Below are 21,791 nucleotides of genomic sequence, written 5' to 3' on the forward strand. Positions count from 1 at the left end.
TTTGCTTGATGAAAAAGTATCCTATGCACCTCCCCTACCCGTTGTTGCCATATAGTATCTGATGCTTATACCTCCCTTTCAATTTTTCAGCTTTTCTACGCACCGTTGGTTTGGTATAGGCCATACGTTTCCTGGCCTCTTTTAGTATACCTACGCGCTCTACTTTCTTTTTAAATCTTTTAAGCGCTCTATCTACGCCTTCGTTGTCTTTTACTTCTACAACAATCATACACTTCTTTCGTTTGTAATTAAAAATGGTTACGCTATAATTACCTACCCACAAATCTACTCTAAAAACAGAGCAACCACAAGGCTACCCTAGTAAAATATTTTATTTTAACAGAAAAGCTGCTTTTCTTCTGCGCAATGTAGCGATGCATACCATGCACCATAACAGTAAGCAAGCCCATGCAGCAATATGACCGATATAATCCCCATGTAAGCTATAAAAAGTCATTTGATTATTGGCATATACTACTGCACGGGTAGCAGCGGCTTCTAAACGGTTGGTTGTGGTGATTACCTCTCCACGTTGGTTGATAAATCCAGAAATACCGGTATTGGCTGCGCGCACCACGCTCCTTCGATGTGCTATGGCTGGCAAACGACTATATTGAAAGAATTGGTGATATATAGGGGTGTTTCCCCACCAACCATCATTGGTTACCACTGCCAAAAGGTTGGCCCCTTTTCGGACACTACTACCTATAAAAGCGCCATAGAGCAATTCATAACAAATAATTGGTGCAACCTGTATATGGCCATCTATTGCAAAAATCTTAGCTTCGTTTCCCTTGCCCAAACAAGGATCAAGTCCTCCACCAATATGGTCAATTGTTTGTTTAATCCAGGAGAGTATTTTTTCTGGTATAAGATGGAAATAGGGGAGGTATTCTCCACCTGGTAGTAGTTTTACCTTATGGTATATATCTATTTTTTCTCGATTGTTTAAATAAAAAACACTATTAAAGCGGTCAGTATAGTTTCCTCGTATTTTTTGAGCGGTTTGGGTAGCCTTTATTAGGCCATAAGTGCAAAAGGAACTGGCGCCGGTTATAAGGTGTAAAGCGGGATAGGTTTCGAGAAACTGAAATACAGGCTGCATCAATAGATAGTTACGCAGCTGTATCTCTTCTAAATAACAATCAATGGCCGATTCGGGCCACACTACTAAAGCGGTGGTTGGTGTAAGCTGCTCTTTAGAAAGGGCCAACAACCGATTTATTTGGTATCTATAGGGAACAAAGTATGGAGAGGTGGGGGATTTTTCTGTATAGCTATCAAAATTAGGTTGGACTACCACTGCCTCTACACGCCTTCCCTTTTCGCTATAGGTGTAATAAATCATTAAGCTTATGGCTATAGGCAGTAGCAACCAGGCCAAAAGCCCCTTGAATAGAGGGGTAGATTTTTTTTCAAAAAGCAAGTGGTAGAGCAGTATATTTAGGGTCAAAATCCAGAGGGATCCACCAAGTATACCGGTATATGCATACCATTGAATCCATTGGGGCAATGCAGCCAATCCATTGCCTAAGTTTAGCCAAGGAAAAGTAAGCTCCCAATGTTCCCAGGAAAGGTGTGCATGTTCCAAGGTGAGCCAGCTGGTTACGAGCCCCAGATAGCCCACATACAAACCGCCCCATTTTCGCATGTAATAATAGCAAAACCAAGGCAAAGAGAGACAAATCGTATTATAACATACTGCAAAAAGCAAACCTTCAAAAGCAGCTTTATAAATCCACCAAATGGTTAGCGTATTCCAAAGCAACAGGGTTAAGGCAATAGAGGCTAAACAAAAAAGTTTTTTTTTGGGTGCTATAGCAAGCAATTTAAAGATTGCTAGGATAGGCACAATGGCTAGACATAGCAGCCACCCAAACCAAAAAGAGCACCAGGACAGGGCAAAGAAACTACTACTCAAGGCGATTAAAAGCAATAGATAGCGTTTGGAAAATTGTTTGGAAGCAAGTCTTGTAGCAATAGGGTGCATGCATAAAGGATATGGAACAGAAGTCAGATGATGCGGCATAAACTTTTATTAATTATTTTTTTGCAAATGAATGATTAGTATACCTACTTCTTATCAAGCACAAATTCCTTCCACACTACAAATATAGCACTGCGCTAATTTACAAAAATTAGAAATAAACCTAATGAAGCAAAACTGCACGAAATCGACTGCCTGAATCGGTTCTGCAGCAGAAATATATAACAAGGAACCTACAAAAAAAGCAATAATATAGAGAAATATTGCAATATTCTTATTTTTTCTGTACCATTGTAGGAATGAGGTTTTCAGTTAAAAAGGTCATTTCAGACGCACACTACTTAGCAACAAAGATCAAAACCATTTAATGTAAGGTTAAGCCTATCAACGGACCGCATTACTGACAGCCTTATAGGCTGCGCCTAGTCCTATTAGCATGCAAAATGCACCAAAAATTGCCACAAAAAGTATATATATCTTATAAAATATAAAATGAACCTGCAAGTAATTATTCGAAAGTTTAGTTTTATACTTTTAATATTTGGGTTAAATGGAAACAGGAACTGCACCAGTCAGCAAAAGAATATAAAATTAATTTCTGGTTCCAAGCAACAGGCTATTCAAGCCAGAACAATCTCTACTTCCAATCCTACTGATAATCCAAAAGAAACTCCATTAGAAGAAAAAAAGAATGCCCCAGTAGTTATTGATACTAAGCAAAATGATCCCAATAGCAATGATAAAGCTAAAAACAAAGTAAAAAACGAGCAAAGCAACAGTTCAGATACCAAACCTTGTGCTACCCACAATCGAACTCCTGCATTACATCACTCAACAAATAAATCGTTTGATACAAACGCCAAACAACTCAAGGCATCCAGAATAACAGAATCGAGTAATAAAATAAAAATCCTTGATAAGGAAATAAAAAAACTTAAAAAACAACTAGATCTCTATTACAAATATTGGTTCATAAGATTTCTTACACGAAAAGGGTGGGACACAGAAATACAAAAAAAAATTACGTTAAAAACAAGCGAGTATCAACAATACCAGCAAATTTTAGCCAAAGAAATGGACCCATAGGGTAGCCCCTGAGCTAGACCTTTAAAAAAGACCCCATAATTTCCTAACTGGCAAAATTATTTGTAAATTCGAACATTTGTTACCTACCAAAAGAGATAGATCCATAAGGAATATTATTTCTAGTAGTTTTAAATAAATTATACAAACATGGCACATCCAAAGAAAAGATCTTCTGCTTCCAGAAGAGATAAAAGAAGAACACATGTTAAGCTGTCGATGCCCGCTCTTGTCGTTTGTCCTGTTACGGGTGTAGTACATACGCCCCACCGTGCATTTTGGCATGAAGGAAAAATGTATTACAAGGGAAGGGTAGTGCTGGATAATAATACATCTGCGGCATAGATGCAGTGCATCAAACGTGCCTCGATTGCAGGTGTAGCTGGATATGTACCAGATTATGTATTGACCAATAGCGAATTGGAGCAAATGGTAGATACCAGTGATGGATGGATCACCACGAGAACCGGCATTCAAGAGAGAAGAATCCTAAAAGGAGAAGCTCTTGGTACCTCATTCATGGCGATACAAGCAGTAAAGGATTTGTTGCAAAAAACAGCTACCGATCCTACTACAATCGACCTGTTGATATGTGCAACCATTACACCAGATAGGATCACGCCTGCTACGGCCAATATAATTGCCCATGCAGTAGGTGCTACGCATGCTTTTAGCTACGACTTGCAAGCTGCTTGCTCCGGTTTTCTTTATGGACTAGATACAGCCGCTCAGTTTATTGCTGCAGGTAGGGCCAAACGGGTGGTCGTAGTAGGTGCAGATAAGATGTCTTCTATCACCAATTATACAGACCGGGCTACTTGTATCCTTTTTGGAGATGGCGCAGGTGCCGTATTGGTCACAGCAGATGATGGAGATAGTAGGTATGGTATCATAGATACCATATGCAAAACAGATGGCAGCGGCCAAGACCTGCTCTACCAAAAAGCGGGAGGCAGTAGGCTGCCTGCTTCACATGAAACCGTGGATGCAAAGGCACATTACATCCACCAAGATGGTCAAAATGTATTTAAAGCAGCAGTTACCGCTATGTCAGATGTGGTGCTAGACATGATGGCACGCCATCACCTTACTGCAACAGATATTACCTATCTAGTTCCCCATCAAGCCAATAAACGCATCTTAAAGCTTGTGGCAGATCGGGTAGCCATTCCTATGGAAAAGGTGATGCTCAACATTCATAAGTATGGCAATACAACAGCTGCCACCATTCCACTTTGCCTGTGGGATTATGAACAAAAACTAAAAAAAGGTGATAAATTGATATTAACTGTTTTTGGAGGTGGATTTACCTGGGGCGCCATGTATATGGTCTGGGGATATGATGGGTAATAGCCATTAAACAATAGGTGGGGAATTTTAAATAGTAGCAATAAGTTCAAAATATTATGGCAAATACAAGTGATATTAAAAATGGTCTTTGTATTCTATTGAATAATGATATCTATAGTGTAGTGGAATTTCAACATGTTAAGCCAGGTAAGGGGGCAGCCTTTGTGCGCACCAAACTAAAAAGTTTAACCAAAGAGCGACAAATTGACCATACCTTTAATGCAGGCTCGAAAATCCATATCGCACGTATCGAACGCAGACCTTACCAGTTTCTTTATAAAGATGGTACAGGATACACTTTTATGCATACAGAAACCTTTGAACAACTGACCATTGAACCATCTCTTATTAATACCCCTCAATTCTTAAAAGAAGGGCAACATGTGGAAATCGTTTACCACGATGATGCTGGTACCGTCTTAAAATGTGAACTGCCTCCATCTGTGCTATTGCGGATTACCTATACAGAACCGGGGCTGAAAGGAGATACTGCTACGAAAACATTAAAACCAGCCACTCTAGAAACAGGCGTAGAGGTTAGAGTGCCGCTATTTATTAATAATGAAGACCTTATAAAAATAGATACCCGTACCGGTCTCTATATGGAGCGTGTAAACGAGCAGAAAAAGTAAGTATGAAAACTACAGAAATTCAAGAGTTGATTGACTTTATTACCAAGTCAGGGTTAGAAGAGGTAAACATTGAAACGGAAGCCATTAAAATCCATGTTAAAAGGAGTATTCCCATCCCGGCCCATGTGGCGTCACTTGCGCCCAATACGCTGCCACTACCGTTGCCGACTCCAGTAACTCCTCCAGAACATAGTGCCAACTATGTAACAATTAAATCCCCAATGATTGGTACTTTTTACCGATCACCCAGCCCTGAAGAAGCGCCATTTGTCAAAGAAGGCGATCTGGTTGCAAAAGGGAGCAAACTCTGTATTATAGAAGCTATGAAGCTTTATAATGAAATAGAATCAGAAGTGGCTGGAAAAATCGTTCAGATCTTGGTTGATGATGTCTCTCCTGTGGAATATGACCAACCGCTTTTTGTAGTAGACCCAGTTGCCGGGTAACCATCGCATCCATCTTTCCAGTTTGATCTACTATGTTTCAGAAAATATTGATTGCCAACCGCGGAGAAATTGCCTTAAGCATCATTCGGGTGTGCAAAGAAATGGGTATTAAAACCGTTGCCGTTCATTCTACAGCAGATAGAGATAGCCTTCATGTCCGTTTTGCCGATGAAGCTGTTTGTATTGGACCAGCTGCCAGCCATTTGTCTTATCTTTCTATTCCCTCCATTATTGCTGCTGCCGAAGTAACCAATGCCCATGCGATTCATCCAGGCTATGGCTTTTTATCTGAAAATGCTAGTTTTGCAAGTATTTGTGCAGAATATGGTATTAAGTTTATTGGTCCTTCCGCGGCAGCCATTAGTAAAATGGGTGACAAGGCTACTGCAAAAGCCACAATGGAGGCTGCTGGCGTGCCCACCGTGCCTGGTTCCAATGGGCTACTTACATCTGTTGACGAAGGCATCCGCTTGGCTCATGAAATAGGCTTTCCTGTATTACTCAAAGCAACGGCAGGTGGCGGAGGCAAAGGGATCAAGTTGGTCGATACAGCTGAGGCTTTCCCGCAAAAATGGGTAGAGGCCAGGCAAGAAGCCATCTCCTCTTTTGGTAAAGATGGGCTATATTTGGAAAAATATATAGAAGAACCCCGCCATATTGAAGTACAAATCGTGGCAGATCAATATGGAAAAGTGATCCATCTATCTGAACGAGACTGCTCCATCCAACGCAGGCATCAAAAATTGGTAGAAGAATCGCCCTCTCCCTTTGTGACAGAAACCTTACGAGAAAAAATAACAGCAGCAGCTATACAAGGCGTATCTGCTATAGGGTATGAAGGAGTTGGCACCATGGAGTTTCTAGTGGATAAATACCAAAACTGCTACTTTATGGAAATGAATACCCGCATTCAAGTAGAATATCTGGTTACAGAGGCAGTTACTGGCTTTAACCTGCTCAAAACGCAAATTGAAATAGCAGCTGGAAAGCCACTAGGTCCATCCAATTTGTATCCGCAAGGCCACGCCATAGAGGTTCGTATTAATGCAGAAGATCCCTTTAATGGCTTTCGCCCCTCTCCTGGAAAAATTAACCATATGCATTTCCCTGGTGGATTGGGCATCACCATGGCCAGCCATATTTATGCAGGTTATGTAGTGCCTGCGCACTATGATTCTATGATTGCCAAGCTTGTTGTGCATGCAGATACTAGAGTGGATGCCATTGCCAAAATGAAACGGGCATTAGAAGAGCTAGTCATAGAGGGTATTCAAACCAATATACCCTTCCACCGTGCTTTGGTAGAAGATGCAGCCTTTCGAGCAGGCCACTTCACCACCCAATACTTAAATACTTTTGACTTTGCGCTGCTGAAACAAGTAGACTAAAAGCTGAACACTCAATGACGTCAAACTTAAGACATAAATATTATTGACTATTAAATAGAACAGTATTTTTTACATGGCGTATTGGTATACGCAGCACTTATGGCCACCGATAAAAGATTTAGCGCGCAGTAAAGGCAATGAAACAATCTATTGTTCAGCGGGAAAAACAGAACTTGCCCACTGCGTGGGCTGCAAACAAGCTGTTTTTCTAATCCGCTGAACAATAGATTGTTTAAAGACTTCCGCTTTACTGAAGCGCTGCATTCCTTTATCGGCGGCCACAATAGCTTTTCTTATCATTATCAGCCCCACGTCTCCTTCGATAAAAAATGGCGCTCTAGTAGACCTCTTGCAAAACCTACTTTGTGATGAGCAATTTTTAGGAGAAGTGTAGTTGAGCACCGCAGAATACTTAATGTATTTGAGGAGCATAGACAAGCTTCGACACCAAAATTGCCATTAGAAATAGGTTTTGCAAGAGGTCTAGTAAAACACGAACACCTGAGCGATATATTTTCAGCGGATTAGAAAATCGTTTGTTTGAAGCCCGCTTGCGGGCTGAGTTCACGATTTTCCCGCTTCTAAGAAACTTCAAGTACATGTTTCCGTTTGGCTTACCATTACATAGCCCAATTCTTTTGCTTTTGTGATTAAATATTTTAGGGTCCTTTCTTTGTATTTTTTTTCATAATGTTCTATTCCTTTATCGACATAGCCTTTCCCAAATTTTAGCATGTTATAAAAAGTACTCGCTATTTTTCTTGCCGTAGCAGTAATCGCTTTAGGGGCTCCTAATCGGGTTTTCATTCTTCTACCATATGCCCCAAGGGCACTTTTACTATTTAATGCTGCTTGTGCTGCCATTCTAAAGGCATTTGCAGCACGATTAATTACTTTACGTGTTCTTGTACTTATTACTTTTTCTCCTGTTATTCTATTGGAAGGACTTAAACCTAGCCATGAAGAAAAATGTTTGTCTGTTGGCCATTTATGCGGGTTCATGCCAACTTCTGAAACAATAGTTTGTACTGTTAAAGTGCTAAGGCCAGGAATTGTCGTAAAATCAACGCCTGTTACGCGATATAATTCTTCATGCAGACCAAACTGCGGCTTGTTTTTTGTAGAAGTAGCTTTGCTTTTAATACAAGGTGGGCCTGAATCAGATTTTGTCTCAAATTGTTTATAATAATCTGCAATAGCTTTATCACATTCTGCTATTGCTTCCTGATATATAAGGTATAGCCTATGCTCCTGCCTTAGAGAAAATAGATGCTCTGCTCTATAGTCTCCTGTCAGGGCTTTTGCAATCGTAGCCTCATCGCTTTTAATTCTACAGTCTTTTAATGAAGCCAATTTAGCAGCGTTGCGCTCGCCTGACAGTATCGATTCGATAATCCGAATACCTGTCACACCCGTAATATCTCTTATTACTTTGTGTAATTGAAGATTCATTTGAGACAGTGCTTTTTGCATACGATTAATATGAATAGCTGCTGTTTTGACCAGACTTTCTCTTTGTCTAATGTAGCTACGTAAGACACAGATCTCATCATCTGGCCTAAAAGAGCCTTGGAGTAGACCATAGCTATGTAATTGTTGTAACCACTGACAATCTTGTACATCTGACTTCCTACCAGGAACATTTTTTACATGTTTTGCATTCACTAATAGAACACTAAAACCATAAGAATCTAATATTTGGAATAACGGAATCCAGTAAACTCCGGTTGATTCCATAGCTACTGTGGTCACTTCACAGGCTTGCAACCATTTTGCTAAATTATGGAGATCTTCTGTAAAGCACTTAAATTTTTGAACTCTTTGTTCACACCTGCCTTCAGGTACACATACATAATGTATTTCCGAACCTATATCAATACCTGCTGCGTTAGGATGAATAATGTGCAATGATTCTCTTTTTTTTCCTTTTTGCATGACAGTATGCTATTTATATAATTTTATTATAACAAACAGAAGTGCTTCAGCTTGGAACAGCTAAATAAATACATTCTTCTAATCGGGGTTATAGTACCACCATTGGTTCAACCGCTCCTATCCAAAACCATGCTGAAAAACGGGCACTTTAAGCACCAGGGAAACAATCGATCATAACTGCAAAAGCACTCCTGAATGAAAAATATAGTACAAAACTTTTAGAAATATCATAACGCCATAAATAAGTTTCTTGCTTAGGTATAACCCACAGCCGTGGGTGGGGGCTGAAAAAGATATCAATGCAGCTATTTACTATCGGGCCAGACTTTTTATCGAAGGAGATAAGGGGCCAGACACAGGCGTGTAATGAAGTTCCTTAAAAAACTAGAAAAAATGCGTTTTCAACCACAGTGCTGAGTAAAAAAATAAGACAAATTCCTTAAGTTGACACCATTGAGCGTTCATACAGTGATGAGCATTTCCCCATTATACATTTCACTACAAGATGTTTTCAATCAGAAACATATATTTATGCTTAATCTATAGCATGGTACTTAACGTATCTCACGCTAAAGTTAAGCCTATTGGTTTTGAGGAAGCGATAGCTATTGCCTTACAAAAGAATTTTGACATTCTGATTGCGCAAGGCATTAGAAAAGGGTCGTTGTTATCTACTAGACTTGCTCATCTCCATATATGGCTCCCTAAAGCTACCTTTATGGCTGCTCAGGAACATAAATGGCAGAAAGGCACTAAAAGCTTTGATTTTCGTTCAGATCCATTTTTTACATTAACATGGGAGCTCAAATCAATTTTTGACAAAATTTTCCAGACTAAAATCAATAATCAGCATCATGCTGTCAACACCCTAATCGCTAGAAAGTCGATATCAGATGCATTACAAAAAGTAGTTACTTGCTATTATGAACTTGCATTGGCCCAAAAGAAATGGGAGTTGTCTAGCACTTTTATCCGGATTGCGGCATCTAGGTTAAAGATAGAAGAGCAGAAATTTAAGCTGGGCTTTGTACCTAAGATAAATTTCTTAAATGCTGATTTGGCTCTAAAAGAGGCTCATTTAGCTTTATTGGAGGAAGAAGAAACCCTTAAAGAGAAACGCCGCAATCTAAATTTAATGCTGGGCAGGCCACTCAATGAAGCGATTCTAGTACAATCACATATTCCTATTGCCCCTATATGGGATATGCATGCGGTTACGAAAGACAAAGTAGTTGATCTAGAAACAGCCATACAAGAAAAAAAAGTAGCCATAGCGGCATTGGAACTTAAGCAAGCGAAGGCTTATCCACTTTCCTGTTTAAGCCTATCCAGTGGATTTTGCTCCAATGGCTATAGCTATAATCTACAAGATAAGAGATGGAGTAATAACCCATCTAGTAAGTTGGTCAAGATTTGGATCACTATTGATGTAGGAACTTTGCTACTGATGCCTACAGAGATTACAAAAGCAAGGATCGCCTTACACAATGAAACATTCAAACTACGTAAAGAAAAGCTAGCTGCCGAGGGCAACTTAGAGGATAAGCAGTGGGTCTACCATCATGCCTTAGGGCTGCATAGAATAGCAGCAGAACGCTTGAAGGTAAGTAAACAAAAATTAGCTTTTGTTCAAAAAGCCTATCAACTGAATCAAGTAAAACTACTTGAGTTACAGGAAGCAGAAGAAGTACTTCAAAAATCAGAAATTGATACAATAACTTATGCTTTTAAGGTCAAACAAGCAGAGTGTGCCCTTTATCGCCTGGTGGGTAGGTTTGATAAATAGTTATGCTTTACCAGTGGTTTGTATAGCCCATAGCTTAGCGTAGAGCCCTTTTTGTTCCAATAAGGTGTCATGGGTCCCTTGTTCAACCATTCTACCTTGATCCAATACGAAAATAGCGTCAGCATGTTTAATAGTACCCAGTCGATGGGCAATCGTGATAACCGTTCTATTGCGAGCAATATGAGGCATATTAGCCATAATGGCGGCTTCAGATGCATAGTCAAGCGCAGCAGTAGCCTCATCTAGAATCAGAATTTTTGGATTCCCTATCAAAGCTCTAGCTAGTGCGATGCGCTGCCGCTGTCCACCAGATAAGCCATTCCCCCTTTCTCCTATATGGGTTTGGTAGCCTTGTGGTAAAGCATGAATAAAGCCATCTGCACCAGCTAGTTTTGCCGCTTCTATAACCTGTTCTTGGGCCACTTGCGGCACACATAAAGTAATATTATCCCATATTGACCCAGCAAACAACATATTGTCTTGCAATACTACCCCCATACTCCGACGTAATGCATAGGGATCCATAATAGCTATATCCATATCATCTACAAGAATACTTCCTTTCTGTAGCCTATATAAGCGTTGTAACAATCTAGTAAGCGTACTTTTACCAGATCCAGATGGCCCCGTAATACCTATGCATGTACCAGCTTCTATAGTAAAAGAGAGATTGCTTAGCACTTCGGGTGTATCCTCCTGGTAACGAAAACTTACATATTGGAAGGCTACTTTTCCTTTTACCAGAGATGCAACTCCTTTGTGGGTTGTTTCTGATTCGGTCCCTAAGATATCTCCAATACGGCGTAGGGTAACTATGGTATGTTGAAAGTCCTGCCAAATTTGTACCAAACGTAAAATAGGCTGGGTGACATGGCTAGCGAACATATTAAAAGCAATCAATCCACCAACAGTTAGTTCCCCCTGTAACACGGTCTTTACCCCCAACCATAATAGCAATGCAGTAGTAAGTTTTTGTATCAGGGCAATACCCTGTCCAGCTGTAATGGCCACTTTTTTAGCTGAAAATGCTGCACGTAACGCACAAGCTAATACTTGCTGCCAACGTTTAAGGAAATCTGGTTCAGTGGCAGTGGTCTTTACCACTTCTATACCGGTTATGATTTCGGTTAAATAGGCAGTAGTCAATACATTGGCATCATATGCTTTGGTGACACGATAACGGATCATTGGACCAATGGTTAGCCAAAATAGGGTATATAGTACTAAAGATACGACTACCAACCAGGCTAATCTGGTAGCATAAATAAACATTACTGCTATAAATAATAAGATAAAAACAATATCGAGTACCAACATTAAGGCGGAACCAGTTAAAAACTGACGAATATGGTCCATTTCGCCTACCCGTGCTACAATCTGCCCAGTTTGTCTCTGTAAAAAATAATTTAATGGCAAGTCTAGTAAATGACGATAGAGTTTAGATGAAAGTTCGGCATTAATTTTACTAGATAAGTTGGTAAATATTTTATTTCTCAAGTAACCACAGATAGGCGCTGCTATGGTAAGGACCAGCATCGCAATAGCCAGTACATGTAAACTAGAGAGGCTTCTACTAACGAGTACTTGGTCTATAACATTTTGAAAGAGCAAGGGGCTTACCAAGCCAATCAACTGTAGCGCCAAAGACAAAATCAATACATCACGAAACTGGCCCATATGACGTAATATAACAGGAAAAAACCAACGCATACCAAACGTAATATCTGAGACTTGCATTTCTTTTTCAGCCAGTAAGACGATTGGGCTATCAGATGTGATCTTAGGAAATGGTTCTTTGAAAGACTGATCGCTCGCTATATCATACCGCAAACAGGAGCCATCTGCTTCAATTTTTTCAATAACGCTCCACGCTCCATTCAAACAAATGAGTATGGGAAAAGGTAAAGCTAGAAGATTCCCATTAACTTTTTCATACCATTTGGCACGTAAGCCAACTATCCTAGCCGCTCTACATAGATCCAAAGCAGTGCATTCAGTGCCATCTGTACCAAGGCTATGACAAAGACTTTCTTCTGTTGCGATTACTTCAAAGCGTTGAAGGGCTTTAACTAAGGCTGGTATACCATATTTCCCTGTAATCATGGTTCTCGGCAAGATTGTGAGGTATAGGCGCTAATGGGGCTAAGGAGATAATCTATTACCCGCCGTTTGCCAATTTTAATTTCAGCAGTAATGGTCATACCAGGAGTTAAGCTTACCGGCTTTCCATCGATCATAATATAATTTTGTTCTAGTTCAATTTGAGCTGGAAAAACGAGTTCAGTCATATGGTGCCTACTACGTTGAACAGAATCATGCGATAGGCTGAGCACCTTACCATTGATGGTACCATAACGATGGTAAGGAAAGGCTTCAACTTTTACCGTAACCAATTGTCCTGGCCTGACAAATCCTATATGTTTATTATCAATATCAATTGCTGCTTGTTCAGGGGCATTATGTGGCGCGATAATCATTAAGGTTTGACCCGCTTGTACGACACCTCCAATGGTATGCACCGCAACCTCCTGTACTATGCCATCTAATGGGGCTGTTAAGATCTGTAAACGGCCCCGATCTTGCGCTTTGGCCAGCTCCTGCTCTGCTATGAATAGTGCAGATGCTGCCTTATTTAAGGAATCATGCCAAGAACTATGTTTTTGTGCGATATAACTGGCTTTATGCTTTTTCAATGTAGTAGCCCGTGCCTGTAGTATTTTTAGTTCTTTTTGCTTGGTAGCAATGGATAATTTGATCTCTAATGCTTCCCTTTCTTTAGACAAGAGTTCCATTTTAGGCATAATATTGGATTTGGCCAGCTTACGACTGGAAGATAGACGTTGTTCTATATTATGGAGTAGTTTTTGTAAGTATTTTATGCTGGTTTGATGTGCTATTTGTTCAGATCGGTTAATCGTTAGTTCTGTATCAAACTTGTTTAACATGGCTTGATGTTCCCTCCAACTACTAGAAAAATGTGCCTTAGCCCTTGCTACTATGGATTTTTCCTTGGGTATGCATAGATTCTTTAAGGGGTGTAGCAATGCACTGTAGCGTGCCACTTCTAATTGTTGAAAAGATTTTTGTTCTTTACAGCGACGAATCTCTTGCGCAGATCCTACTATGTTCAGAACCAGTAACTTGTCTCCAGCTTTAACATGCGCACCATCTTTTACTAAGATTTTCACTACCTTACTTAATTCATAAGGCTGAATAAGCCCTGAACGGCTGGGTACGATAAGCTGACCATGAGCAGTGGCATGAATGTCTAACTCACCCCAGAAAGCCCAAATGAATGTCAAAGAGACCAATATGCTGATCACCATAGCGGTTACTCTAGCACTTGGTGAAGGGGGACGTTCTATGGATTCAATGTAAGCGGGTAGAAATTCATAGAGGTCATACCGGTCTTGCCTACCAGAACAGCCAGTAGGATATAGTCGTTCCATGGCTTATTGATATCGGTTAAACTTCTGGTTGTAAATCTTCTTGTAGCTTCCATAAACGGGCATAGATACCACCTAAGCTTAATAAGGCTTCATGGCTTCCTTGCTCTATTGCTTCTCCTTTTTCCAGTACTATAATTCTATCACAATGCTGCACAGTAGACAAACGATGGGCAATGGTAATGATGGTACGCTGATGGGCTATTTTAGCCATATTAGCCTGAATCAAGCCCTGAGATTCTCCATCTAAGGAACTAGTAGCTTCATCAAAGATCAGTATACTGGGATCGGTTAACAAAGCCCTGGCAATCGCAATGCGTTGCCTTTGTCCGCCCGATAGAGAGCTGCCTCCTTCCGCTAATACGGTATCATACCCCATAGGGAGCCGTACAATAAATGGATGGGCACCTGCTAGTTCTGCAGCATCTATGACAGATGCTAAAGAAGCTTGAGGAAAGGATAAAGCAATATTATCACGTACTGTTCTGTTGAATAAGAGGTTCTCTTGCAGCACTACGGCTACTTGCTGGCGAAAGCTGCGTAGCTCTAGGGCATCAAGCCGTATGCCATCAAACAATAATTGTCCTTGTTCTGGTATATAGAGTCTTAACAGCAATCTGGCAAGCGTGCTTTTTCCAGAACCTGATGCACCTACTATACCAATATGTTCACCTGCCTCAATATGTAATGAGATGTTTTGTAAGGCAAGGGGGGCGTCTGGTTGGTAACGAAAGGTTATTTGGTCTAAGGTAATGGCACCTTTTAACTTTTGTTGTTTCCCTACTGCTGCTTGTTCAACAGGTAAACTAAGTATATCACCCAGCTTATGCACTGCTACCCCGGCCTGAACAAACTGACCCCATAATTCAACTAGTTTGGCCAGTGGAAATGAAAAGTTCTGGTAGAGCATATTAAATGCGATCAACCCACCAGTGGTGAGCTTAAGGTCAATAACCAATTTAGCACCATACCATAAAATGAATAGGCTGGTTAGCTTACCAATGGCTTCAACCATATGATGAGATAGGGAAGATAATAGCTGGGTACGGTAACCAGCCCCTACTAAATCCCTTGTTTGGATTTCCCAACGACTAGCCAGCCGTGGTGCTACCGCTAAACTTTTAACAGTTTCAGCTCCAGCTATACTTTCTGTTAAGAATGCTCTGTTAGCTGCATTGTATTGGAATTGAGTTTCTAATCTAGCCTGTAGAGGCTTAGTAATACGCCAAGCAATTAGGATATACAAAGGGATAGAGCCAACAACTATTTTTGTTAATACAGGTGACAACACCCACATTACTAGAAGAAATAGGCTCATAAAGCTAATATCCACTAGCAAAGTAAATAAAGCACCACTTAAAAAGGATCGAATGCTACCAAGTTGAAATACACGTGCTACTAAGGAGCCAACTTGACGGGTTTTAAAATAGAGCAAGGGTAAGCCTAACAGATGTTTTACTAGTTTAATACCCAGTAAAATATCTATGCGATTGGTTGTATGGACATATTGGTATTCGCGTAATCCTTTAAGCACTAGTTCAAAAATACTAGTAACCAGCAAACCAAATATGAGTACATCTAAAGTGTTATAGCTTCTATAGGCCAACACTTTATCGATGGCTGCTTGAAAAAATAAAGGAAGGACTAAAGCGAGTAGTTGTAGGATCAAAGAGAAATATAGTACTTCAGAGAGTATACGGCGATATTGCCAAAATGTGGGGACAAACCAAGACCAATTGAACTTTAATGATGAGTCAGATAATATAATCACCTTACCACTCCAATTATTGCTCAGCTGATCTCTAGACCACAGTTCACTATGTGATTGGGTCGGGTGTTGTATTAAGGCATTTGTTTCATCTATATTGGCTAATATGCGATAGAGGCCATCAACCCCCAGAAAGGCTATAGGTAGATTATTTGCTACAAGATTAGCATATTTTAGTTTTTTTTGTTTTAACCTAACACCATAGGCCTTATTTAGGGCCTTTAAGCCAGTAGCAATATCCTGATGTGGGGACCATGTGCTATCTTCTAATACCTTGATACCAGCCAATTCTAGTAACAATCGGCTAGCAATTAGCGCGCTCTTTATATCGATTGACATCTTCTATACTATTTGGGACAAATGTATATTCCCTATTATCGGCAGTGCCCATGGGTGAAGTATTGCCAGCAACTTGGCCGCTCTGTGACATGCTACACATTTCTTGTTGTAAAAGATTAAGATTAGGCAGATCCTGGATTACTGTAACCACTTTGGATGGAAGACCATTTTGAATGGTTGACAATAACGTTATTATTTCAGCTGGAATACGGTCTCTATTAGCTTGGCTAATAAGCGCTTCTATAATCTTATTTGCGGAATCGATATTTTTCAAAATTTGAAAAGCAGTGTCTCCAGCTTTATTAGTCGTTGCAATTAGCTTGCTGAAGGTTTCCCAACTATCACCAATATTCTTAGCATAGATGAGTAGTTGTTCAAAAACTTTACCTTCGCCCGTTTGAGCTGCTAGATGCAAAGCAGTGTTGCCAGCTTTGTTCTTAGCTATCATGACTTTCTTCAAGGTTGCCTCGTCCAAACGTTGCAGTAATTGAGCTACAATGGTAGCATCGGCGCCATGAGCTGCTAAATGCAAAGTAGTGTTGCCAGCCTTGTCTGCATCTTGTATGACCTCATGCAAAGTTTCTTGATCCAAAGATGCTAATACTTGAGCCAGAACGGTAGGATGACAACCCCTTAAAGCTGTTAGATGGACAACATTGTGCCCATCATGATTCTTAACCCTTAGGAGCTCCTCGAAGGTTGCTGGATCATCACTAAAAGGTGCTAGTAATTGCTCTACAACAGCAGCATAACCATTTCCAACTGCTATATGCAAAGCGGTGTATCCATCTCCATCCTGGGTTTTGATTAACCCCTTTAAGCTTTTCCGATCATCACTAAAAGGCGCCAGTAATTGCTCTACAACAAGAGTATGACCATTTACAACTACTCGATGCAAAAGCGTGCTTCCATCCTCGTCTTTAGCTGTTATAAGCTTCTTTAAGCTTTTCTGATCTTCGCTAAAAAGTGCTAGTAATTGCTTTACAACAGTATCACAACCATTTAAAGCTGCTAGCTCCAAAGCGGTGCATCCATTGCGTTTCGCTTTAGTAGCAATAAATGGCTTAAGCATGCCTGGGGCTACACTTTTAAAGGCATCTAACACAAAACTTGTAATATTTGGATTCCCTTCTGCTGCTGCAATATGCAATGCAGTGTATCCTGCTTGGTTCTTAAGCAGATTAGGGTTAGTTTGCCATAACTTGCTAATGGTTGCTCCATATTGTTTCAAGACTGCTGCTGGTAGTGGGTTCTTTTCTAGCCAAACATCTATAAAAGACCGAACAAATTGATAATCACGTTTTAAGAAAATCTCTTTTAATAGAGATGCTTGCTTTTTTAAGTTTGGCAACTCTTTTGAACCATTTTTTATCCAATCTGTACATACCTGGGAGGCAAAATATTCTTCAAAGGTTTGATGAATAGATTTTAAATCGTTACCCTCAGACTTGAATATTCCAGATGATAGAGCTATCTCTTGAGATTTTTCTTTTTCTAAAGTAGATTGGGGACCTAATGAAAGAATTGATGATTTGGCCAAACTTTTACCACAATCATTAAGATGTTGCTTAATAACCTCTTGGATTGTTGCTTGTGTAATACCTAGTTTCTTCAAATAAATCTCACACTTTTGATTAATAAATCCTTTGTAGACTTCCCATATATTATTGCCTAAATAATCAAAATTGGGGACATCATTAGGATGAATTGCCCAATTCTTGAATGCTTTTATAGAGCCATTTTGCCCTAAGAACAAGCAAAACTGTAGCGGCACACCTATAAACCTAGATCCATCACCTTTAAATACGGATTGCATTTTTTCTATCAATACTTCAGTATACTTCCACATTTTTGTACCCTCCTGCACTACACCGCCATCACTAAAAATGTCTACAAACACTTCTTCATTTAAAAGCAACGATAGGCAACCTTTTAGGTAGTTACTTATAAAGATTCTTTTTGTTGCATCATCCATGGGCTGAAAAGTTATAGCAAATGTCGATAAAGCATCTTCTAGCATTTCACGATGGTGCAAACGAGTGGTAACCCAAACCTTGGCATTGGTTTTATTTTTTAAAAATTTTAATAACGCAACAACCTGCTCCCTATCTCTTTGATCTGGTATTTCATCAAAACCATCAAATGTTATGAATAGAGGCTTGCGGCAGCCTTCTTTCTCATCCAAAGCGGATATTAGCAAATTTTGGGCAAAGCTATTATCCAAACTTGAGTCAATATAGGATAAGCATTTTGCTATGTTATTAACATCGATATGATCAGCATCAATACCTTCCTTGATTGCTTTTAAATGATCTCTAAAATTTACATGGATAACCCAATCTGGAGCAAGCATTCCATTCGATCCATCTTTTGAGCCATATAATTTTATTAAAGTAGTTGATTTGCCCATTCCTGGATCATCAGCAATAATTACTGCTTGCTCAGCTTTAATAGCTTCAAGTAAGCTATCTTGTTTCTCTAAAATTATTTTATTTTGACTTTCATCAATATATTCGCGCAGATTTCTTAATGAACCTTTAGAATTACGCCAAATAATTTGCTCGGAACCCTCATTGGTCTCTACCTCCAACCAGTGAACAGTACCATTAAGCTCATTAAATTTTACCCTTGCTACTTCTGGATTTTCTATAACAGAAATTCGATTGTTATCTAATTGACGATCATTTAAACCAAGAAATTTTTTAAGTTCTTTATCTTTTTTTCCACTAAATATAAATTTATCTTCTATTGCTTTCTTGGTGAGCGATGCTTTTATATTTTTTTTTATCACTACCTTATCTATCCTGTTAAAATTCCGCTCAATGTAAAAGTCAGGATTATAAAGCTTTTGTAATATAAATTTTGATGCATCCCAATTAATCCAATAGATCTTCTTGTCTGAGTGATGATGACATAGCTGCTTAAAATTAGCTTCTTTAAATCCACTATCAACTAGCTGTATTGTTTTATCACTAGATTTTAGTGAATAGGGGTAGGTAAGGATATCCATCTGATCATTGATATTGTCTATTTCAACCCCTAGATTGGATATGCATCCTTTGAGCATATGACCCTCATCTGCCCTATTTATCCCACTAATGATATATATTGCTTCTGACAAATCATTATCTAAATGTATTTTCAGCGTATCTTGGTTAATTTCTTCAAGCAATTCAGCATATGCTCCTTCTAAGTCACTAATCCCTAATGGCTTACCCCCTATTTTAATTTTATCATTATTGATCAGCTTAACCAATGTACTAAAATCAAATAGTTGATTGATTGCATTCTCTTGAACCAATTCACTTAAACTTGTCTGTTCTCCTTGGAAGATTATCTTTCTTTCTAAAAGCGCTTTCTGTGATTCAGGTATTAAATCACTCCAAGTGAAACCTTTATCTCGCGTTACAAGATATTTTTTATTACCTAAATTTTGATTTCCAAGCTCCTTAAAAACTTTTGTCAAGCTCTTATCATTATTATCTTGTTTAGTAAGTAAAATAATCTTAATGCCCCCCTTCAAAGAACTATTTTTGACCTTTTGAAACAAATTACTAAATACCGTCTTTACTTGAGATTCATTGACCTTTTTTGGATTGCAATCGACGATTAACAAATGCGCAACTGGTTTTGATTCGAGCAAACTTTGTATGCTAATGACTTCATTGGCTAGCAGGAGTTTCTCTAGTTCTAATACCGTATGACTGCCTTGGTATGCTGGCTGCATTTCTCTTATTTGTTGCAAGATCTTATATATTCTAATGAAGCCTACACGGGTATCTTCTTGAACATCTATCTGCCAAACTTGTTGCTGTGTATTACTTAAAAACCCCCTTAGCTTTGATCCTGTATCAATGCTATTCTGATTATCCTCAAAATTCAGTAGGCGCATACTGTGATCAATATCTTCAAGATACTGATCAGAATAAATTTTATATAGCTTGTCTTTAATACCTGCATGAGAACATTGGCTGCTGACAGCAGTGGCTATATTAGGAAAAAGCGACAACAATCTTTTAACATAAGGAATTAGTATATGGAGGTCTGCAGCAGAATCACTATGGATAGCCTCGTTTTTTATAGTAAACTTACCCAATATAGTTTGAGCATGTGCTTGCTCCCGTTCATCACTTATGACACTAAATAAAGTACTAGGCTGAAAAAATTCAGGAAATGTTCGCAACAATCCATATTGCTTTAAGAAAACTTGCTCCGATTGGCTAAAAACACTAACATTACATACTTGCTCATCAAACGGTTTTGTTTGATACCTAATAATATAACCTCCTTTTTTATATAACTCTACCTGAAAATCAACCGATTCGCGATTTAATTCCCAATCTGGATGATACGCATTAAGCTTTTTTGCCCACTCAAAAAACCCACTATATTCCGGACCTCCAGACAAACCACTACTAACTGGCCAATCTACTACTTCTTGTATTTTGAGTTTACCTATCCCATCTTGCTTAACCTGACCTGTTTTAGCGTCAAATGCGCCTAAGATTGCAGACATGCTATGGGTTGCTAAGTTATAGAGCGGCGTCTTTTCTTGCGCAAACGTCATATTTGAGAGGTCAATAAAAATCCGATATACCTTCCCCACATGGAGATTACAAGTATTAATTCGATTTGGAGCAGATAAATAACTATTAATATCTAAGGTAGCTATCGGAAGCGTATGACTACTGTCATATCTGACAGCGAAACTATCCTGCATCTGAGCTAACATTGTTTTACAACCAGGACTATCAAAAACTACCGTATGGGCGTGATAACCTTCTTGATTTGCGTTGACAAAACAGCCATTGTTATCATTTACAGTAAGATATTTTACTGTAAAAGTGGTAATTTGCGCTAGCCATCCACCTAGCGAATGGCCCGTAAAGAACAATTGGAAGTTTGTATGACATGTTTGGTTAACCTCTTTCAAAACAGTGAGCATATGATGCGCAAATGTACTAGCAGAATGCATCTGAGCAACATATCCACCAAAAACAACGCCCTTTAAATCAGCCCAATCTGCTCCAAGATTCTTAGGATCAGTTCCCCGGTGGGCAATAACAACTTGTTCGCTCTCGGGATGCCAATAAGCTGCACCAAAATAACCATTCGCCCTAATAGGATTACTGGCAGTAGTTAATAATTGCCATCCACTGGGTAAGTTTTGTTCATATGTTTTGGACGCTTCATATTTTTCATATGCTTTTGAAGCAAACGTAGCAAAATGATAAGGGAAAGGATGCGCTACTACACCATTCAACGAATCGATTTTTGACTTGCTGCTATTAGGCAACTCGGTTTGTATGTATTCTTTTAACTCATTAAGTGTATGCCTAGGCGTATATTGTAGATTTGGATCTACCGCTAGTTCTCCTGAAAAGGGTGGAAAGATATTGTCTGCTTCTCGGTTAGTACTAGTTGCTGTGATTGGATACTGCCTGTTCATTTTAATGCAGGATTAAAGCTTATACAGCTATATATGGTATAAGCAGTGTGAATATTATCTATACGCATTCAACTTACCTTATATCTCGCCTCGCTTTTAAGGCAGTCTAAAAAAGAAACTAAACAGTCATTTTAGAACAGGATCAGACCCCAAACAACATACAAGCAAAACAGATCCTGAAT

The 21,791-nt window shown here is 39.3% G+C and carries 14 protein-coding genes; 7 read left to right on the plus strand and 7 right to left on the minus strand.

What is annotated here, in order from left to right:
* Positions 1 to 34: 34 nt before the first annotated feature.
* Entirely contained in the window at positions 35 to 229 is a 195-nt protein-coding gene (rpsU, locus tag AAHM81_RS01775) for a 30S ribosomal protein S21 (protein ID WP_342265648.1), read from the minus strand.
* Positions 230 to 331: 102 nt separating this feature from the next.
* Positions 332 to 2,029 (minus strand): apolipoprotein N-acyltransferase, encoded by a 1,698-nt coding sequence (lnt, locus tag AAHM81_RS01780; RefSeq protein WP_342265649.1) that lies wholly within the window; start codon positions 2,027 to 2,029, stop codon positions 332 to 334.
* Between the two features lie 450 nt (positions 2,030 to 2,479).
* On the opposite strand from lnt, the gene AAHM81_RS01785 reads away from it, so the two are divergent.
* The 6 genes from AAHM81_RS01785 to accC all read left to right on the plus strand — a co-directional run bounded on the left by AAHM81_RS01785 (position 2,480) and on the right by accC (position 6,886).
* A complete protein-coding gene (locus tag AAHM81_RS01785; RefSeq protein ID WP_342265650.1) occupies positions 2,480 to 3,073 on the plus strand; it encodes a hypothetical protein in 594 nt (197 codons plus the stop codon).
* A 147-nt stretch (positions 3,074 to 3,220) separates the two neighbouring features.
* Complete coding sequence (gene rpmF, locus AAHM81_RS01790; RefSeq protein ID WP_342265651.1) at positions 3,221 to 3,415, plus strand: 50S ribosomal protein L32; 195 nt, start codon at positions 3,221 to 3,223, stop codon at positions 3,413 to 3,415.
* Positions 3,416 to 4,420: a beta-ketoacyl-ACP synthase III gene (locus tag AAHM81_RS01795; protein WP_342265652.1), complete on the plus strand. Its 1,005-nt coding sequence runs from the start codon at positions 3,416 to 3,418 to the stop codon at positions 4,418 to 4,420.
* Positions 4,421 to 4,476: 56 nt separating this feature from the next.
* Complete coding sequence (gene efp / locus AAHM81_RS01800; RefSeq protein ID WP_342265653.1) at positions 4,477 to 5,052, plus strand: elongation factor P; 576 nt, start codon at positions 4,477 to 4,479, stop codon at positions 5,050 to 5,052.
* 2 nt (positions 5,053 to 5,054) lie between these two features.
* Positions 5,055 to 5,498 (plus strand): acetyl-CoA carboxylase biotin carboxyl carrier protein, encoded by a 444-nt coding sequence (accB, locus tag AAHM81_RS01805; RefSeq protein ID WP_342265654.1) that lies wholly within the window; start codon positions 5,055 to 5,057, stop codon positions 5,496 to 5,498.
* A gap of 32 nt (positions 5,499 to 5,530) precedes the next feature.
* Positions 5,531 to 6,886: an acetyl-CoA carboxylase biotin carboxylase subunit gene (gene accC, locus AAHM81_RS01810; protein ID WP_342265655.1), complete on the plus strand. Its 1,356-nt coding sequence runs from the start codon at positions 5,531 to 5,533 to the stop codon at positions 6,884 to 6,886.
* Between the two features lie 591 nt (positions 6,887 to 7,477).
* On the opposite strand, the gene AAHM81_RS01815 is transcribed toward accC, so the two are convergent.
* The gene (locus AAHM81_RS01815; RefSeq protein WP_342265438.1) at positions 7,478 to 8,821 is read right to left on the minus strand and encodes an IS110 family transposase; all 1,344 of its coding nucleotides are present in this window, start codon (positions 8,819 to 8,821) and stop codon (positions 7,478 to 7,480) included.
* 547 nt (positions 8,822 to 9,368) lie between these two features.
* Here AAHM81_RS01815 and AAHM81_RS01820 point away from each other — a divergent pair.
* Positions 9,369 to 10,607: a TolC family protein gene (locus AAHM81_RS01820; RefSeq protein ID WP_342265656.1), complete on the plus strand. Its 1,239-nt coding sequence runs from the start codon at positions 9,369 to 9,371 to the stop codon at positions 10,605 to 10,607.
* Here the strand turns inward: AAHM81_RS01820 and AAHM81_RS01825 are convergent, their stop codons facing one another.
* The 4 genes from AAHM81_RS01825 to AAHM81_RS01840 are packed head-to-tail and all read right to left on the minus strand — an operon-like array spanning position 10,608 to position 21,609.
* Entirely contained in the window at positions 10,608 to 12,710 is a 2,103-nt protein-coding gene (locus tag AAHM81_RS01825) for a type I secretion system permease/ATPase (protein WP_342265657.1), read from the minus strand.
* Positions 12,707 to 14,056: an HlyD family type I secretion periplasmic adaptor subunit gene (locus tag AAHM81_RS01830; protein ID WP_342265658.1), complete on the minus strand. Its 1,350-nt coding sequence runs from the start codon at positions 14,054 to 14,056 to the stop codon at positions 12,707 to 12,709. The genes AAHM81_RS01825 and AAHM81_RS01830 overlap by 4 nt, the downstream gene beginning before the upstream one ends.
* A 16-nt stretch (positions 14,057 to 14,072) precedes the next feature.
* Positions 14,073 to 16,160, minus strand: coding sequence for a type I secretion system permease/ATPase (locus AAHM81_RS01835; protein ID WP_342265659.1), 2,088 nt, complete (start codon positions 16,158 to 16,160; stop codon positions 14,073 to 14,075).
* On the minus strand, positions 16,126 to 21,609 hold the full coding sequence (locus tag AAHM81_RS01840) for an ankyrin repeat domain-containing protein (RefSeq protein ID WP_342265660.1): 5,484 nt from the start codon (positions 21,607 to 21,609) through the stop codon (positions 16,126 to 16,128). Before AAHM81_RS01840 ends, AAHM81_RS01835 begins: the two co-directional genes overlap by 35 nt.
* Between the last annotated feature and the right edge of the window lie 182 nt (positions 21,610 to 21,791).

Origin of the sequence: Cardinium endosymbiont of Philonthus spinipes, assembly GCF_964030745.1 — a bacterium.
Classification (GTDB): Bacteria; Bacteroidota; Bacteroidia; order Cytophagales; family Amoebophilaceae; genus Cardinium.

Excerpts from the sequence above, each read along its gene's own strand:
- AAHM81_RS01825 (WP_342265657.1), bottom strand. The coding sequence starts at position 12,710 with ATGATTACAGGGAAATATGGTATACCAGCCTTAGTTAAAGCCCTTCAA.
- rpsU (WP_342265648.1), bottom strand. The coding sequence starts at position 229 with ATGATTGTTGTAGAAGTAAAAGACAACGAAGGCGTAGATAGAGCGCTT.
- AAHM81_RS01835 (WP_342265659.1), bottom strand. The coding sequence starts at position 16,160 with ATGTCAATCGATATAAAGAGCGCGCTAATTGCTAGCCGATTGTTACTA.
- AAHM81_RS01785 (WP_342265650.1), top strand. The coding sequence starts at position 2,480 with ATGAACCTGCAAGTAATTATTCGAAAGTTTAGTTTTATACTTTTAATA.
- accC (WP_342265655.1), top strand. The coding sequence starts at position 5,531 with ATGTTTCAGAAAATATTGATTGCCAACCGCGGAGAAATTGCCTTAAGC.
- lnt (WP_342265649.1), bottom strand. The coding sequence starts at position 2,029 with ATGCCGCATCATCTGACTTCTGTTCCATATCCTTTATGCATGCACCCT.
- AAHM81_RS01815 (WP_342265438.1), bottom strand. The coding sequence starts at position 8,821 with ATGCAAAAAGGAAAAAAAAGAGAATCATTGCACATTATTCATCCTAAC.
- AAHM81_RS01830 (WP_342265658.1), bottom strand. The coding sequence starts at position 14,056 with ATGGAACGACTATATCCTACTGGCTGTTCTGGTAGGCAAGACCGGTAT.
- accB (WP_342265654.1), top strand. The coding sequence starts at position 5,055 with ATGAAAACTACAGAAATTCAAGAGTTGATTGACTTTATTACCAAGTCA.
- AAHM81_RS01795 (WP_342265652.1), top strand. The coding sequence starts at position 3,416 with ATGCAGTGCATCAAACGTGCCTCGATTGCAGGTGTAGCTGGATATGTA.
- AAHM81_RS01820 (WP_342265656.1), top strand. The coding sequence starts at position 9,369 with ATGGTACTTAACGTATCTCACGCTAAAGTTAAGCCTATTGGTTTTGAG.
- AAHM81_RS01840 (WP_342265660.1), bottom strand. The coding sequence starts at position 21,609 with ATGAACAGGCAGTATCCAATCACAGCAACTAGTACTAACCGAGAAGCA.
- rpmF (WP_342265651.1), top strand. The coding sequence starts at position 3,221 with ATGGCACATCCAAAGAAAAGATCTTCTGCTTCCAGAAGAGATAAAAGA.
- efp (WP_342265653.1), top strand. The coding sequence starts at position 4,477 with ATGGCAAATACAAGTGATATTAAAAATGGTCTTTGTATTCTATTGAAT.